Origin of the sequence: Hahella sp. CCB-MM4 (genome assembly GCF_002260525.1) — a bacterium.
Classification (GTDB): Bacteria; Pseudomonadota; Gammaproteobacteria; order Pseudomonadales; family Oleiphilaceae; genus Hahella.
Genome location: NZ_MRYI01000003.1, coordinates 202166 through 218684, shown reverse-complemented (window position 1 = coordinate 218684; position 16519 = coordinate 202166). Strand labels below are relative to the sequence as shown.

Below are 16519 nucleotides of genomic sequence, written 5' to 3'. Positions count from 1 at the left end.
CAGAGGTCTTCATATGCATTAGACTTACCAAGACCGCAAGTTCTCGTATCTACATAAAAAAATGGCTGCCGGCCATGCTGAAACGAAGTGCGATTCCAAGGCTAAGGCTATATCAAATCCGGAAATCATTATGACCAATCCTCAACAGCTGTATGCGCCATTTCTCCAGCGTCGGGAAAAAAACCTGGCATTTTTCAAGAAGACCTTCCCTGGAATATACGAACACTTTGCCGTATATAAAATGCAGAAAAGGCAGGTCAACATCGATTCGGAATCCGGCAATATCGATCTGTTGAGTGATGGAAGGCTGGAATACGGCAATCAGGCAAAGGAATATGCCCGCAACGAGGTAAAGACATTTCAGGCTGCTTATTCTGAAGGGCGTCCTATCGCATCCATCAACCCGCCCATGCCCGGTGACTATGCTTATCCCAGGTATGCTCAGATGCACGTCGACAGTGTTGTTCGAAAGTCTCCGTTGGATCGGGCCAAGTACAGAAACTATCCATTGGAGAATTTTTATCCGCTGGTAGTTTTTTTGGGGAGTGGCCTCGGGTATCAAATCGAAGAAATGATCCTTGAGCATAATGTACAGATTGCGGTTGTGGTCGAACCGGATATGGACAAGTTTGCCGCCAGTCTCTACGCCGTGGATTGGGAAGTCATATGTAAAAAGATCAATGCCCGCCACAAGGGGATGATTCACTTTATTATCGGAGCGGAAGAAGATCCGGAGATTTTATGGGCTGCCACATGGAACAAATTGATCATGTGCTGCCCGCAATTCCCAATTACCACGTTGTTCTACAACCATCAGGGGCGCAAGCTGTTTGATGAGGTGTCGGACAGAATCAATCATGATTTGTTTGTCTTTCTATTGTCCTGGGGGCATTACGACGACGAAATCCGGCAGATGAATAATGCTCTTCATAACTTTCACCGGGGTATTAAGAAGCTTCCGAGGCCTTTTGCCAGTGATGTTGATTTTCCCGTCTGTATAGTCGGTGCGGGCCCTTCATTGAATGATCGTATTGAAGTGTTAAGGGAAATGAAGGACCGGGCTTTGATTATTTCCTGCGGTACTGCGCTCAAAAGTCTGCATGCTTTTGGCTTGACGCCGGATATCCATATCGAGCTGGAGTCAGATCTTAACGCTTATATCGCGTTGATGCAGATTGGAGATCCCGAATTTCTCAAATCGACACACCTGATCGGCCCGTCCCAGATCAGTCCACTGATTTATCAGGCTTTTGGTGAATCACGGATGTATTTCAAATCAGAAAGCGCGTTGGCGAATCTGTTTTCCGACGGCGGGGTGGTAATCAAGAATGCCACTCCAACCTGTACCAATGCCGGTGTAGCCATAGCCCTGCACATGGGATTCAGGAAGCTGTTCTTCTTTGGTTTGGACTATGGATTCAAGGATAAGGAAAACCATCATGCCAAAGGGTCTCTGTACTACGAAAACCTGATGAAGAAGAACTATCACCAGGAACACCTGACGCAGGTGGATACCGTGGATGGAGGCAAAGCCTGGTCAACTCCGAATTACTTTACCAGTAAGCGTAAGTTGGAGCAGTTGCTTAAGAATTATCCTCCGCATGAAATGGAGATATACAGCTGTTCTGATACAGCGGTGATTGAAGGCTCAAAATGGATTAACAATGATGAGTTTCGGGAACAGGTATCACAGGGAGCCGGCACTAAAGCTGACTATATGAATTACCTGTTCTCCGCAAAGGCAAAACCGGTCAATCTCAATATTATTCATGGCAAATTGAGATATCTGGAGAAAAGCCTGGAAGAGCTCCACCATGACCTGAAATTGCTTCTGGATAATCCGGTTCACGGGTTGGAAGACATGAGCCTGCTCTGTTTCAAGATCACAGGTTACCTGGAAAGTGTGCTGCAGAAGCGCACACCGGATTTCTACTATTTTACCCGTGGGGCGGTCAGGCATTTCCTGTATGCCGGATACACGCATTATTTTGCTTTGCAGGACCCGGATGAGAGGGCGCAATTCTATTCCGACTGGAAAAAAGGGCTATTGAAATGCTTTGCCGGAATGCCCGCACATTTTAGAAAAGTGGCATATAAAAAATTCGATATTGATGCAGACCCCTGGATTAAACAGGGATCCCGCGATGCGGAAGATGGCGTAAACCCTTATTTTGTTGAGAAAAAAGGGGAACAGGGTTAATTTTGCTCAATTACAAACTGTTACATATATTTGCACAGTTCATATAAAGATTTATTTGAGGCAGCCGCTAAGGATAGTAACGAAGTTAACGACGTTCGTCCGCAGACTGCTGGTCAAGTGAGACTCGTTAGCTCGTGCTCGACGTCAAATGACATAGCAGGAGAAGCAATATGCCTCAAATAATCAACACCAACATAGCTTCACTGAATGCGCAGCGAAACCTGAACAAGTCTCAAAGTGCCCAGGATACTGCGCTGCAAAGGCTGTCTTCTGGTCTGCGTATCAACAGTGCAAAAGACGACGCGGCGGGTCTTGCGATTTCAACCCGTTTCGATGCCCAGATTCGTGGTACCTCAGTAGCCATTCGGAACTCAGGTGACGCGATCTCACTGTCACAGACAGCTGAAGGTTCATTGAATTCCATTACTACCAGCTTACAGCGTATTCGTGAGCTGGCTTTGCAGTCCGCCAACGATACCAACACCGACGTTGACCGCGATGCATTGCAGCAGGAAGTTGACCAGCTGGTTGAAGAGATTCAGAACGTTGCAGAGAACTCCAACTTTAACGGTAAGAAACTGTTGGATGGCTCTTTCCAGAATGCGGTTTTCCAAACCGGTGCTAACGCTGGGGAAAACGTCACCGTATCCATCAGTAGACTGGATGCGGACACTTTGGGATCTGCTACCCAGGCAGGTATCTCTTCTACAGTGGATACTGCAGCCTTGACCGGATCCGCAACTAGTGGCGACGCTCTGGTAGCCGGGGATATCGTCATTAACGGAGTATCCATTGGTGGTTCGGTAGGTTCTGATGACAATTCTTCTGTTGCATTTGAGTCTTCAAGCTCAATCGCCAAGGCTGCAGCCATTAATGAAGTGTCTGATCAGACTGGTGTAGTGGCTGTTGTAGACGCGAATGTTCTTGCAGGTGTTACTACTGCTGATGCCGTCACAGAAGCTGTAACTATTTCAATAAACGACGTTCAAATTGATTTGAGTAAGTCTACTCAGTTTTCAGTTGAGCAGAATCTCCAGGCTAACGTTGATGCTATTAATGCCAAGAGCGGTTTGACAGGTGTTGTTGCCTCCACTGATGGTACGGTCGAAGGTGGTATCAAGCTGACGTCTGCGGATGGCCGTAATATCACTTTGGGTGGTACCGCCGCAGATTCCGCCGCATCATTCGGTCTGGCCGCAACTGGATCCAGTTTGTCCTCGGCCAGTCTGCAGAATACCTATGTCGGTACGTATACTCTGATCAGTGAAGATGGTAGTGACATTGCCGTAACCTCTGACACTGGTAATATCGACAATGCTGGATTCGAAGTGGGTACTTTCAGTGGTACTCAATCTGGTTCAGTGGGCGATAACGTGACCGCAGGTACTGCATTGACCACCGGTGACCTGGTGATAAATGGTGTGGCTATCGGGCCCAGCCTGACTAAGGACGATACCTATTCCAGCACTAATGAAGATTCCAGTGCTATTGCCAAGGCGGCAGCCATCAACAGGGTGTCCGATCAAACTGACGTTACTGCAGTCGTGAATGAGAACCGCATTAATTCAGGTGATCTGTCTGTAGGATCCAGTTATTCCCTCTCGATCAATGGTGTGACTGTTAACGTATCACTGAGCTCGTCCACGGATACTGTTGCTGATCAGTTGCAGTCAACGATCGATGCGGTTAACAGTGCTAGTGGTCAAACCGGGGTAACAGCGGTCGCTCTTGATTCCGATTCCTTTACCTTGGTTGCAGCTGATGGTCGCAACATTGACCTCTCAGGCGGCTCATCATTCACTGGTATTCTATCCACTACCTATGCTTCCAGTATCACTCTGTTGTCCGGTGGTAGTATCGAAGTCGGCTCGAATACTGGTAATGTAGACGTAGCGGGCTTCCGTATCGGATCGTTCGGTAACGGTGAAACCGGAACGGCACTGGGAGATCTCGATATTACGACTGCTGCAGGTGCTGAAGCTGCTGTGTTGGCTGTCGACAACGCATTGCAGACCATCACTTCCAAGCAGGCGGAACTGGGTGCCATCCAGAACCGGTTTGAGAACACTATCTCTAACCTGGAAGCAACCAATGAGAACCTGAGCTCTGCGAAGTCCCGGATCCTTGACGCAGACTTTGCGTCAGAGACCGCTTCTCTGTCACGAGCTCAAGTACTGCAACAGGCTGGTATCTCGATTTTGGCTCAGGCCAACGCGAGACCGCAACAGGTGTTGTCACTCCTTCAGTAATGGAGTGACCCGGCGTGATGTAGCCGGCCAGGGGAACTGACTCTGGCCGGCAAACGTTGGATCTAGCGGAGAGGTGAAAGATGAATGACCTGAAAGTAAATGACCTGAACACTGCTGGAGGATCAGCCAAGGCTGCTGCTCCTGTTGCTGTTCGGGCCGGGGCGTCATCACCTCTGACCGAGCCTGGCGCAAAGTCTGGAGGTGGTGCGGCTTCTCCCGCCGCAGTGTCACCCAAACAGGCTAGTTCGAGCGCCTCTTCTGTGTCTAAGTCTGATGCGGTCTCCAGGCAGGAGCCACAGAAGGGACAGACGCAGGGAAATCGAGAGCAGTTGAAGGAAGCTGTGTCCCGGTTGAATGACTACATTCAATCAGTGCAAAGGGACCTTCAATTTGAACTGGATGATGATACCGGTAGAACTGTTGTCAGGGTTTTGGATCGACAGACCCAGGAAGTTGTCAGGCAGATACCGGATGATGTGGCACTCAAGCTGGCTCGAAACTTGCAGTACGACGAACCAATAAGTCTCTTTGATGCCAAGGCGTAAGCCTTGGTGTCAGGAATCGAAGGTTCGGCAAGAATTTACGATCTGTAACAAAAAAAGGGGCAAAGTTTTGCCCCTTTTTGCCGATATAAAGGTTATGTGATCGTACAATGAAGTTGGCGTTTGTTTCTGAAGAGACGATCAAAATAGTCGGAAATAAACACTGCACGCGCTGCGAGGCGAATCAATATGGCATCAGTTTCATCTATAGGAGTAGGTTCAGGGGTATTGACCAGTGATCTTATTGATCAACTGGCGTCGGCCGAGCGTGAGCCCACGGAAAAGCGACTCGATGCCAAGCAGGAGACTGTTGAAGCCAAGCTGTCCGATATTTCCAGATTGAAAAATGCGGTAACAGATCTGCGGCTTTCCGCCCGTTTTCTCTCCAGTGCAAGCTTTCTTTCCGCCACATCGGCGACTTCGTCTTCCAGCGCCATTACTGCAACCGCAGACAGTGGTGCCAAGCTGGGGACTTACCAGATTGATGTTACCAATCTGGCGACAGCACAAACCTTAAACTCAACAACTTTTACTGATGATGATACGACCTCGGTAGGGACTGGAACTTTGTCCATTTCTGTTGCCGGCGTCACCAAAAATATCACCATTGATAGCAGTAACAGCACGCTTCAGGGCATTGCCGACGAGATCAACAGCCAAAGTGGCCTGGGGGCGACTGCCACTGTTATCTATACGGGAAGTGGGTATCAGCTGAGTATCAGCGCCGACGAAACCGGCACTGACAACAGCATCGAAATTAATGTTACTGACGACGATGGTAATGATACAGATACTTCAGGTCTGTCCCAGCTGGTATTCAACGGTACTACGCAAAACCTGAGCGAAGACATTGCCGCTGAGGATCTGACGTTTACCCTGAATGGTATCTCGATTACCCGCTCAAGCAATACGGTTGACGATGTTCTGAGCGGCATTACTTTCGATTTTACTGCTGAAACCAGTGGAAGCCTGGCGACAGTGAAAGTGCAGCAGGATTCTTCAGCTATTGCCGAGAAGATTCAGGGATTGGTGGATGACTATAATGCGCTGCAAGAAATCATCAGCGAAACAACCGATTATGATGTGGATTCCGGTGTTGCCGGAACACTGCTGGGAGAGGCCTCGGTAAGGAACGTTTCTTCCTTGCTGCGGAACATTATTTACTCTGTTGTTCCCGGTTTGGAAAGCGGCGGTGTTCGCAGTCTGGCCGAAATAGGGATCAGCACGGATAAAGATTCTGGGCAGCTCAGTTTTGATTCCTCAATCTTTTCGAAGAAGATGGCGGATTACCCTGATGACGTCGCTGCTCTCTTTGCCAATCAGGGGCGCACTTCAGATTCTCAGGTGGAGTTCCTGACCTCCAGTATCAACACAAAAGTTGGCACCTATGATATCAATATCACTCAGGCTGCAACTCAGGGTGAGCTGACGGGGTCTTTGGCGTTATCCGGCAGTACCGTGGTAGATGCGGACAATGATGAGTTCGCTATCAAGGTTGACGGAGTTCAGTCAGGAACCATCACATTAACGCAGAACACATATACGGATTCCGAGTTAGTCGACGAAATACAAAGCCAGCTGAATGCTGATTCAGCGCTCAGCGCTGCGGGCGTTTCGGTCGTGGTGTCTCTGGATGGCAGTAATCAGCTGGTTTTTACCTCCACCTCCTACGGAAGTTCTTCTACCGTTGAAGTGACCTCCAATGATACCAACAGCTCCAGCACCCTGGGGATAGATGTTGCCACTGGCACTGACGGCGTGGATGTTGCCGGTACTATCAATGGAGAAGCGGCGACCGGCTCTGGTCAAAAGCTGAGTGCCAATGAAGGAAGTGACGCCTACGGGATTGTTGTAAAAGTGGGTGGTAGTGCGACTGGTGATCGTGGAAGCGTGACCTATATTGAAGGTGTTGCACAGCAGTTGGTGGACACCGTAACCGGCTTTATCGGTGTGGATGGAATTTTGACCTCCACAGAAAGCCGCCTTAATTCAGAGCTGGAAAGTATTGGTGAAGAAAGGACCAAGCTGGAAGATCGAATCTCTGCTTTGGTCGACAGATTGGCAAGCCAGTTTACTGCCGCGGATATCCTTATTTCCCAGCTTGAGAGTACCAAGAGTTTTATTTCGGCTCAGCTGGAGGCATTAGCTTCCAGTAGTTCCAGTAAATCATAGGTGATACACCTGATTCGAAGTAGAGTATTACACGAGGTTTTAACATGAACGCATTAAATCAGTACCAAAGCGTCAATCGGCAAACCAGCATTGTAGATGCTGATGCACACAAGTTGATTCAGCTGTTGCTTGATGGCGCCTTGGAGCGAATCAGCATGGCTAAAGCCCAAATCCAGTTGAAGAACATCGAGGGCAAGAATCGTCTGATTAATAAGGCGGTAGAGATTATCGGTGGGCTTCGGGAATTTCTGGATAAAGAAAAAGGTGGTGAACTGGCAGAGCGTCTGGATGCATTGTACGAATACATGGAATACCGCCTGTTTCAAGCCAATCTGCGTAATGATCTGGAAGCCCTGGATGAAGTGGCAAGACTCCTGAAAGAAGTGAAGGGCGGATGGGACGGCATTCGTGAAGAAGTGCTGGAACAGGCTCTGGTATAACCTCTGACAAACCTCGTGCTACTGCCCGGAGTTCTCCGGGCAGAGTTTTCATAGCTTAAATTATTTCTCCAAAAACGCTGTCAGGTGGGCTTCGACGCTCGCTGCCAATGCTTTCAGGTTGTAGCCTCCTTCCAACATTGATACTACCCGACCCCGGCTATACATCCTGGCTACGTCCATGACCATGTTGGTTACCCAGCGATAGTCCTTTTCTTCAAGTTCCAAATGCGCCAGAGGATCGTCCTTATGGGCGTCGAATCCAGCAGAGATCAGGATTAACTGCGGTTTGTGGTCCTGCAGGCGGGCAAACCAATCCCTTTCTACGGTACGCCGGAACTGGAGTCCTTTGGAATAAGCCTCCAGTGGGGAGTTGATAATGTTGGGGCGGTCAACATTGAAGTGGCTGTAAGGGTAAAGCGGGTACTCAAAGCTGGAGCACACCAGGACCCTGGGATCATCCTGAAATATATCGATGGTGCCGTTACCCTGGTGAACGTCGAAGTCAATGATGGCAACTCTCTCCAGGTTGTGGAAATCCATGGCATGTCTGGCGGCAATCGCAATATTGTTGAAGAAACAAAAGCCCATAGTCTTGCTGCGTTCGGCATGATGACCGGGAGGTCTGACAGCGCAGAAAGCGGTATCCACCTGGCCGGACATGACGGCATCAGTGGCTTCAACGGCAGCACCTGCTGCCAGGTAGGCTGCATGTATGGAGTCTTTCATCAGCGCCGTATCCGGATCCACCATGACTCTGCCTTTGCCGGGGTCCATCTCTTCCAGCTGCTTTACGTAAAGATCTGGATGTACGTTGGTGATATATTTTCGGTCGGCTTCATTGGGCTGGAATTGCTGCATTTCGCCGAGCATTCCTGCGTGTTCAAGGCGTTCGCGTATCGCTTCTATTCTTGCCGGGCTTTCCGGATGTCCGCTGCCCATATCATGAAGAGTGCAGTCCTGATGATAAAAAAATGCTGTATTCATCGTTGTTGTAATCCTTGTCTGTAGAACTAGTCTAAATGATCAGGCCTGCAGAGAAAAACACCAAAATCATCACATAATGATGATGCCGGGCTGACTTCGATCAGTAGTTTGTTCATTCTAGCGATATACATTATCCAATAGCTGCCGTTCACACTAACGTCAAAGAAATTATTACTCATCTGACAGGAGAATAGGGTTGAGTACCAGGCATCTTGAGGCACTGTTCAAGCCAAAATCCATTGCCATTCTGGGGGCATCTGAGCGCTCCAACAGTTTAGGGGGGATGGTGCTACGGAACCTGATGTCTACGGACTATGGCGGCAAGCTGGTCGTCGTTAATGAACGCGGCTACAACAATATCCATGGTATTCCCTGCGTTAAGAAAGTCGGTCAACTGCCCTTTAAGCCCGACCTCGCGATTATTTGCACCCCTCCGGAAACCGTACCAATGCTGGTCAGGCAGCTGGCGCAGAAGCGAATCAAGACCGCCATGATCCTGACCGGCGGACTTTCGAGGACTCATAGTCGAAGCGGCCGGCCGCTGATGTATTCGGTTCAGGAGGTGGCGAAGGAGACGGGGATTCGTGTGCTGGGGCCGGAAACCATTGGAGTGATGGTGCCACACAACAATATAAATGCGACCTACATGCACATGGGGATTCTGCCTGGGAAAATCGCCTATATCGGTCAGTCGGGAACTCTGGCCAGCGGTATTATCGACTGGGCGTTCAGCCGTGGTATCGGATTTTCCCATCTTACGACTCTAGGCGACAGTATTGATATTGATCTGGATGATCTGATCGATTACCTGGCTCAGGATAGAAATACGAAAGCGATACTGCTGCATATCGAAAACATTACGTCGCCGCGGAGATTTATTTCCGCTGTCCGGGCTGTTTCCCGGGGGAAGCCGGTAATTGCGGTAAAAAGTGGAAGAACGCCGGCTTCCCAATGGGCGCCGGTAGAGTTGCCACCGGGTATTGTTGATGGCGATAAGATTTATGACGCAGTCCTGAGGCGTGCAGGGGTTCTGAGGGTTAACGGTAGCGATGAGATGTTTGATGCGCTGGAAACCATGACCCGCATGAAAGCGGTTCGTAGTGAGCCGCTGCACATCATTACCAACGGTACCGGGCCCGGCGTCTTGGCTGTGGACAGGCTGGCTTCCCTGAAAGGAGAGCTTGGGACTCTGTCGCCGGAAACCGTGAGTGAGCTGGCGAAGCTCCTGCCTCCTTATTGGACACGGAAAAACCCCATCGACTTGAATTATGATGCTGGGCCACAGCTATATGAGCAGGTGTTGGCCATATTAAGCCGGGATCCCCATGTGTCCAATGTGTTGGTGCTGTTTGCGCCTTCTCTCACGGAGGATAGTCTGCAAGTGGCGGATGCAGTAATTCAGTTCTCGACACGTACACACTTGAATGTATTCACCTGCTGGCTCGGGCACAGCACCGTTCAGGATGCCAGGGATGCTTTTTTCGATCGGGGTGTTCCTACCTACTCAACGCCCGATAAAGCAGTGAAAGCCTTTATGCATATGGCCAATCACCAGCGTGGCCAGAGAGTGCTGAGAGAAACTCCTGAGTCATACACGGACCCTCAAGTGGATCGGACCAAGGCGAGGAAAAATATTCAGGCGATTTATGGTTCTGGCAGAAGAATACTCACCAATGAGGAAGTTCGGGATCTACTGCAGACCTATGGCGTGCCGATGCTGGATACTCACTACTGTGATACGGAAGAGCAGGTAGTGGAGCTTGCCCGTGAGCTGAATGTGCCGGTAGATGTGCGGATACTTCATGAAGAAGCCTGCAAGCCTTTCGCCATGGAGAATACCGGACGGGGCCGAATTCGGGGAAGGGTGAAAGGCTTAGTGGAGGAAAAATCCATCCGCGAATCCTGTCAGTTTCTGTTAAAGAGTTATCGGGAGCATTTTCCTGAAAGCGGCTACATGGGATTTGCCGTGCATCCGAGTTTTCAATCCGTTGGTGGTGTGGGGTTCAGTCTGGGGGTGACCAGGGATCCTGTATTCGGGCCATTGATGTTTTGCGGTGCCAGTGGTGCCACCATTAACGTCGTGGCCGACAGGCGAGTGGCATTGCCCCCTTTGAATATGGTGCTCGCCCGGGATCTGCTTGCCCAGACTTATATGTATCGGTTGCTACTTGATTTCAGCTACAGGCCTGAACAGGACATCAATAAAGTATGCGAAACCCTGGTTCTGCTTTCCCAGATCACCATGGATATCCCGGAAATCAAAACTCTTGAAATCCTACCGCTGTATTTTGATCGCAGTGGCGCGGTCGCGGTAAATGCTATGGCTGAGTTAGGGGCACCGATGAAGCCGGCTATTCTCCCGTATCCTCAGGAACTCAGAGAATGGATTCTGTTGCCGAAATCCAAGCGCAGGGTGGAGCTTCGTCCTGTGCGGGGTGAAGATGAGCCGAATCAGATCGATTTTCACTCCCGGTTATCTCCGGAATCTATTCGTTATCGCTATTTTCATTACCGTAAGAACTTTAGCCACGATGAAATGGTGCAGATGCTGCAGATTGACTATGACCGGGAAATGGCATTTGTCGCCATGGCGCAACATGATAACGGAACGGAAGAGGCGCTGGGGATTGTCAGGGCCTGGACGGATCCGGACAACCTGTACTCAGAATTTGCCATCATTGTGCGGGACGATATGAAAGGCGAGCGTCTGGGTTGGGTGATGATGAGAAAAATCATTGAGTACTGCACCGAGCGCGGCACCATCGAAATGGTCGGAAGTGTTTTACCGGATAATCGGCCTATGCTGGCACTGGCTCAGAAGTTGGGGTTTGCGGTCAGGTACGATGATGAAGAGGAAGTGATGGCGCTGCGTTTGCCTTTAAATACGCCGGATGAATGGCAGGCAGAGCGGTTGAGGGTGCTAACGGGGCGCAAATGATGCGCCCCGTGTAATGAGCTAGTCCTGAACGACGGCAGACATGTCTTCGCCACCGAGAACCGAGGTTAGGTCCTTGAACAGTCTTGAGAACTCCAGAGTCATTAGACTGAAGTCTGCTTCAAAACGAGCAGCTGCCTCTTCCTCGCCACCTTCATTCAATTTTTCCTGGAAGGTGTCGAGATATTTAATGCGCTTGAGCTGGAAGTCATCTACAGCGACAAAGCTGATTTTGTCATCCCATTCCAGGGAAAGCTGCGTAACCTGCATACCGGCATCAATATGGTTGGATATGGCGTCAGTCAGAGATTCTGTGCCTTTGCAGCGAATGACCGTGTCAGTGCCGTCACCGGAACGCAGTTCGCAGTGATCGCCCATGATGAATGGTGTGGGAGAATCATCGGTTTTAACCCAGTTGGAAAAGTGCACCGCAGGGGCTTCATTTAATGCAACAAAGCGGATGGGCAGAGTGCCCATTGTCTGGCGCAGGAATGAGGTAAACTCGTCTGCTTTAGTGCCGGAGGAGGTGTCTACTACCAGCAGCCCGTCTTCCAGGTCTATGTAGGCGGATACCAGTTTGGAGCGGGTAAACGCTTTAGGCAACAAAACTGCAACGACCTGTTCCTTCAGTTCCTGTTTTTCCTTTTTGCGCAGTTTACGCTGCTCTCTTTCTTCAATTTCCTGAGCTCTTTCTTCGATTTCTTCCTTGATGACACTGGCAGGAAGAATCTTTTCCTCTTTTTTCAGGGTCAACAGAAGATAGCGGCCGTTCTGGTAGACCAGTTCGTCTCTGCTGATCAGCGGAGCTGGAGCAACCCAGCCGAGACGGTAGGTGTCATTGGCCTGGCAGGGAGTAAAGCTGTGCTCGGCCAGTGCCGCGGCAAGTTCTTCTTCGGGCCAGGGAATCGCTTTGGTAAACCGGTAAATAATGGCGTTTTTGAATAACATCTGTAACTTACTGATCCTGATTATAAAATTGAACAGGTAAAGGGATTGCCCGGTAGATTTCTGTGAATCTGACGGGGCGATACCAGGATAAAGGGCTGGCATTATGGGGGATCACGCCGGCCTTTGGAAGTGTTTGGAAAATGGCTCAGGGGGACATTGAGGAAGATTAACTTTCGTGTTCTTACATTGAGAGAACTTCTCCCTTAGTATTAGATGCCACCATTTGAGTGCCCCACGGGATAAACTAGGACGAAAAATAGTTAGAAATACGTATAAGAATCACAACAAAGAGAGGGAGAGTATGAGTACACATGCAAAACACCCCGTGCCTCAGGAAATCGCGAAGCAAGCCTGGGCGGATGATGCCACTTATCAGCGGATGTATCAGGAATCAGTCGAGAACCCGGACGGTTTCTGGCGTCAACACGCTACCCGCATAGACTGGATTAAGCCTTACACTCAGGTGAAGGATGTCAGCTATGATCAAAGCGATCTGCATATCAAGTGGTTTTATGATGGAACCCTGAACGCCAGCTACAACTGCCTTGATCGTCACCTGCCACAAAGAGCCGACCAGACAGCCATTATCTGGGAAGGCGATGAGCCTGATCAGGACGCGACCATTACCTACCAGGAGTTGTACGATCAGGTCTGTAAATGTGCCAATGCTCTGAAAGAAATGGGCGTCAGGAAAGGGGATGTGGTCACGATCTACATGCCGATGATTCCTGAAGCGTCGGTGGCCATGTTGGCTTGTGCGCGAATTGGTGCTCCTCACTCGGTTGTATTCGGTGGATTTTCACCCGAGGCCCTGGCGGGCAGGATTGAAGACTGTAAATCCCGTTATGTGATCACCGCTGACGAAGGTGTCAGGGGTGGCAGAATTGTTCCGCTGAAGAAAAATGTGGATGCTGCCGTCAAAATTGTTGAAGGTCAGGGCGAGTCAGTCGATAAGGTTCTAGTGGTTAAACGTACCGGAAATGATGTGAGCTGGGATGCCGGTCGTGATGTCTGGTATCAAGAGGCTATTGCCAGTATGCCGGCCGAATGCCCGCCGGAAGAAATGTCTGCGGAAGATCCGCTGTTTATCCTTTACACTTCCGGTTCCACTGGCAAACCGAAAGGGGTGATGCATACCACCGGTGGCTACATGGTGTATGCCTCCATGACACACCAGTACGTCTTTGATTACAAAGAAGGAGATATTTACTGGTGTACTGCTGACGTTGGCTGGATTACCGGTCACAGCTATATCGTTTACGGACCTCTTGCCAATGGAGCGATCACTCTGATGTTCGAGGGTGTGCCCAATTATCCGGATGCTTCCCGGTGCTGGCAGGTGGTCGACAAGCACAAGGTTAATATCTTCTATACTGCACCAACCGCCATTCGGGCTTTGATGAGGTTGGGTGACGAGCCGGTGAAGAAATATTCCCGGTCAACACTGAAACTGCTGGGGACCGTTGGAGAGCCAATTAATCCCGAAGCCTGGGATTGGTACTACGACGTTGTGGGCGACAACCGTTGTCCGATTGTAGATACCTGGTGGCAAACGGAAACCGGCGGGATTCTGATTACTCCGTTGCCGGGGGCTACTGAGCTGAAACCTGGTTCGGCAACACGTCCATTCTTCGGAGTGCAGCCTGCACTGGTAGACAATGAGGGTAACCCTCTGGAAGGTGCGGCAGAAGGTAACCTGGTCATGCTGGACAGTTGGCCGGGCCAAATGAGAACTGTATACGGTGATCATGAACGCTTTGTTCAGACCTACTTTTCCACTTATCCGGGAACCTATTTCACCGGCGACGGAGCCCGTCGTGATGAAGATGGTTATTACTGGATTACCGGTAGGGTTGATGATGTTCTGAATGTCTCAGGTCACCGCTTGGGAACGGCTGAGGTTGAAAGCGCTCTGGTGGAGCATGACGCGGTAGCGGAAGCGGCTGTTGTCGGGTTCCCGCACGATATCAAAGGGCAGGGGATCTACGCTTATGTTACTTTGACGGTTGGGTTCGACGGTTCAGATGAATTGTTGAATGAGCTAAAGCAAATGGTGCGGAAGGAAATTGGCCCCATTGCCACACCTGATGTCATCCAGTTTGCTCCAGGTCTGCCGAAAACCCGATCCGGTAAGATCATGCGTCGGATTCTCCGTAAAATCGCGGCAGATGAAACTGATGCGTTGGGGGATACATCAACTCTGGCTGATCCATCGGTCGTCGACGACCTGATCCGGAACCGTGCCACCGGTTGAACGCTGATAGTTGAATCTTGATAAAAGCAGCTAGTTGAAACGGTCTGACAGAGTTGTCTGTCAGACCGTTTTCATTTGCGGGTGATTTTTTCCGCCCAGCGGTAAATCCTGTCGAAGATGCGGCATCTTTATGCCGGTAACCGGTTAGGCTTGAGCGAGAGTTTGTTTGCTGCCGTAAGCGTCGGTGGTGCCGTTTTGGCCATAAAGTTGAGCTTGTTGGCTCTGACCACGGATGATTTGCATGAGTCTCACGACGCGCTGCTGCGAGCGGGCGATAATCTGGCCGTTCACATCGTTCTTCTGTTTGATTTCCCGCAGTCTTTGCTCACATTCCCGAAATGAGGCCATGACAGGAGGTGCTTTTTGCTCGAGAAGGTCGAAAAGCTTTGCCTTGGGGATCTTGGTGTTCTTGATCCACTCGGTTCTTTCTCGTGCGTGTTGCTGGATTTGTATGAGGAGAGGTTTTTTGGCTTCGAGTAGCTCACCCAACTCCTCCATCTGGTTATTCTCCAGTGAAGTGCGTTCCTGTGTCAGGAGTTCATCAAGTTGGATGAGTGTATCGAGATCTTTTCTCAACAGGTCAGAAAAGGTTTTGAGATCAGCGGACATAGTGCCCTCACAGTGTTAATCAGAATTCCTGATCTAAACCAAGCAATTTCTCTGCCACACTGCGGGGGTTAATATTGTAGCTGCCATCTTCGAGCGCCTGCTTGATCTTGGCAACGCGTTCATTGTCCACATCTGGAAGCTTGGCCAGTTCCTGCTCTACTTTGCGAATGCCTTGAGCTTCAGAACTGAGCTGTACAGTCTCTCCGCTCTTGGTCGCTGCAGGTGCATCGGTCTTGGCCTGTTGCGGGTTGTCCGCAGGCTTCTCGGCATTTTTTAAACTTTCCCTGGCCTTAAGGTCATTGACCGGGGGAGAGCCTACTCCTTTGATATTCATGGACTTACACTCTCAAATCACTAAATTTGGTAACTGTCTGATTACTGTATCGACCTCTGCTCAAGAAACTTTAGCACTTTTTTATGCTAAACGCTCATTTGAGGTTTAAGGCCGAATATTCTAAAGGGGGACTTTAACCAAGCCGCTCGCGACGACCTTGGCTCTGATCAGTCGTTGGGACTGGGTGTTCTTTACAGGTATCTGCTGCCCTTTACGGCCGTCAGCCATTGCCAGTCCGGGCATTTTAACACTAATAGAAGCGCTGCTCGCCTCGATCAGTACACTATCACCCTTGTTCACCAGCTTGGGTGGTTCCACTTGATTGGGGATTAAGGGCTCTCCAGCATTTAGCGTTCTGCGGGCAATCATTCCGGTGGCATCCTCTATCGAGGTGAAGTAGCCATAACCAAGTTCGTCAATATTGGCTTTTTTCATCACCAGATCGCTTTCAGATATGGCGGACATCCGGGGGAGTGTGTTGTCGATAAATACAATGGGATGCATGCGTTTAATGGTTAGAGGAACATAGAGTCCCCAGGGCTTACCGGTGTCACAGGACACCTTGACCGTCAGCTTTCCCGCCCGCGCTTCCCTATTGCTTTCAACGGTTGGGGTTTGCTGACAGGGAGGAAGGTTGAGGCGTGGATCCAGTGAGCCGATTTCATACTCAATTTCAGTGTAATCGTTGATTTTTGCCTGAGTTGACCAGGAAGACATAAATTCGTCAACGGCTACTGAAATCTGTTGCTGCCAGACCGGAAAAGCCTGGGTGTTTGCGGTGCTTGATGCCTGTGCTGACAGTGAGCAAATAAATATCACCATCGAATAAATCGTGGATATGCGAAATTTCAT

Annotated in this window: 12 protein-coding genes; 7 read left to right on the top strand and 5 right to left on the bottom strand. The window is 49.9% G+C overall.

Annotated features, from left to right (window positions below; genetic code table 11):
• The first annotated feature begins 130 nt into the window (after nucleotides 1-130).
• The 5 genes from BTA51_RS08125 to fliS all read left to right on the top strand — a co-directional run bounded on the left by BTA51_RS08125 (nucleotide 131) and on the right by fliS (nucleotide 7603).
• Nucleotides 131-2200 carry a 6-hydroxymethylpterin diphosphokinase MptE-like protein gene (locus BTA51_RS08125; RefSeq protein WP_168188103.1) on the top strand — a complete coding sequence of 690 codons (2070 nt, stop codon included), beginning with the start codon at nucleotides 131-133 and terminating at the stop codon, nucleotides 2198-2200.
• A gap of 170 nt (nucleotides 2201-2370) precedes the next feature.
• Nucleotides 2371-4449 carry a flagellin gene (locus BTA51_RS08120; protein ID WP_094706943.1) on the top strand — a complete coding sequence of 693 codons (2079 nt, stop codon included), beginning with the start codon at nucleotides 2371-2373 and terminating at the stop codon, nucleotides 4447-4449.
• Between the two features lie 80 nt (nucleotides 4450-4529).
• Nucleotides 4530-4994 (top strand): flagellar protein FlaG, encoded by a 465-nt coding sequence (locus tag BTA51_RS08115; RefSeq protein ID WP_094706942.1) that lies wholly within the window; start codon nucleotides 4530-4532, stop codon nucleotides 4992-4994.
• 186 nt (nucleotides 4995-5180) lie between these two features.
• Entirely contained in the window at nucleotides 5181-7163 is a 1983-nt protein-coding gene (gene fliD / locus BTA51_RS08110; protein ID WP_094706941.1) for a flagellar filament capping protein FliD, read from the top strand.
• Nucleotides 7164-7207: 44 nt separating this feature from the next.
• Nucleotides 7208-7603, top strand: a complete 396-nt coding sequence (fliS, locus tag BTA51_RS08105; RefSeq protein WP_094706940.1) for a flagellar export chaperone FliS — start codon at nucleotides 7208-7210, stop codon at nucleotides 7601-7603.
• Nucleotides 7604-7663: 60 nt separating this feature from the next.
• On the opposite strand, the gene BTA51_RS08100 is transcribed toward fliS, so the two are convergent.
• Nucleotides 7664-8587 carry a histone deacetylase family protein gene (locus BTA51_RS08100; RefSeq protein WP_094706939.1) on the bottom strand — a complete coding sequence of 308 codons (924 nt, stop codon included), beginning with the start codon at nucleotides 8585-8587 and terminating at the stop codon, nucleotides 7664-7666.
• Between the two features lie 196 nt (nucleotides 8588-8783).
• Here BTA51_RS08100 and BTA51_RS08095 point away from each other — a divergent pair, with 196 nt between their 5' ends.
• On the top strand, nucleotides 8784-11525 hold the full coding sequence (locus tag BTA51_RS08095; RefSeq protein ID WP_094706938.1) for a bifunctional acetate--CoA ligase family protein/GNAT family N-acetyltransferase: 2742 nt from the start codon (nucleotides 8784-8786) through the stop codon (nucleotides 11523-11525).
• Nucleotides 11526-11543: 18 nt separating this feature from the next.
• Here the strand turns inward: BTA51_RS08095 and rdgC are convergent, their stop codons facing one another.
• Complete coding sequence (gene rdgC / locus BTA51_RS08090; protein WP_094707257.1) at nucleotides 11544-12470, bottom strand: recombination-associated protein RdgC; 927 nt, start codon at nucleotides 12468-12470, stop codon at nucleotides 11544-11546.
• 301 nt (nucleotides 12471-12771) lie between these two features.
• Here rdgC and acs point away from each other — a divergent pair, with 301 nt between their 5' ends.
• The gene (acs, locus tag BTA51_RS08085) at nucleotides 12772-14724 is read left to right on the top strand and encodes an acetate--CoA ligase (RefSeq protein WP_094706937.1); all 1953 of its coding nucleotides are present in this window, start codon (nucleotides 12772-12774) and stop codon (nucleotides 14722-14724) included.
• Nucleotides 14725-14868: 144 nt separating this feature from the next.
• Here acs and BTA51_RS08080 read toward each other — a convergent pair whose 3' ends face one another.
• The 3 genes from BTA51_RS08080 to flgA form a co-directional block, all read right to left on the bottom strand.
• The gene (locus BTA51_RS08080; RefSeq protein WP_094706936.1) at nucleotides 14869-15333 is read right to left on the bottom strand and encodes a flagella synthesis protein FlgN; all 465 of its coding nucleotides are present in this window, start codon (nucleotides 15331-15333) and stop codon (nucleotides 14869-14871) included.
• 19 nt (nucleotides 15334-15352) lie between these two features.
• On the bottom strand, nucleotides 15353-15667 hold the full coding sequence (gene flgM / locus BTA51_RS08075) for a flagellar biosynthesis anti-sigma factor FlgM (RefSeq protein WP_094706935.1): 315 nt from the start codon (nucleotides 15665-15667) through the stop codon (nucleotides 15353-15355).
• A 120-nt stretch (nucleotides 15668-15787) separates the two neighbouring features.
• On the bottom strand, nucleotides 15788-16519 hold the full coding sequence (flgA, locus tag BTA51_RS08070) for a flagellar basal body P-ring formation chaperone FlgA (protein ID WP_168188102.1): 732 nt from the start codon (nucleotides 16517-16519) through the stop codon (nucleotides 15788-15790).

Coding starts and splice junctions, on each gene's coding strand:
- rdgC (WP_094707257.1), bottom strand. CDS start 12,470: ATGTTATTCAAAAACGCCATTATTTACCGGTTTACCAAAGCGATTCCC.
- BTA51_RS08115 (WP_094706942.1), top strand. CDS start 4,530: ATGAATGACCTGAAAGTAAATGACCTGAACACTGCTGGAGGATCAGCC.
- acs (WP_094706937.1), top strand. CDS start 12,772: ATGAGTACACATGCAAAACACCCCGTGCCTCAGGAAATCGCGAAGCAA.
- fliS (WP_094706940.1), top strand. CDS start 7,208: ATGAACGCATTAAATCAGTACCAAAGCGTCAATCGGCAAACCAGCATT.
- BTA51_RS08120 (WP_094706943.1), top strand. CDS start 2,371: ATGCCTCAAATAATCAACACCAACATAGCTTCACTGAATGCGCAGCGA.
- BTA51_RS08125 (WP_168188103.1), top strand. CDS start 131: ATGACCAATCCTCAACAGCTGTATGCGCCATTTCTCCAGCGTCGGGAA.
- BTA51_RS08100 (WP_094706939.1), bottom strand. CDS start 8,587: ATGAATACAGCATTTTTTTATCATCAGGACTGCACTCTTCATGATATG.
- BTA51_RS08080 (WP_094706936.1), bottom strand. CDS start 15,333: ATGTCCGCTGATCTCAAAACCTTTTCTGACCTGTTGAGAAAAGATCTC.
- fliD (WP_094706941.1), top strand. CDS start 5,181: ATGGCATCAGTTTCATCTATAGGAGTAGGTTCAGGGGTATTGACCAGT.
- flgA (WP_168188102.1), bottom strand. CDS start 16,519: ATGAAATTTCGCATATCCACGATTTATTCGATGGTGATATTTATTTGC.
- flgM (WP_094706935.1), bottom strand. CDS start 15,667: ATGAATATCAAAGGAGTAGGCTCTCCCCCGGTCAATGACCTTAAGGCC.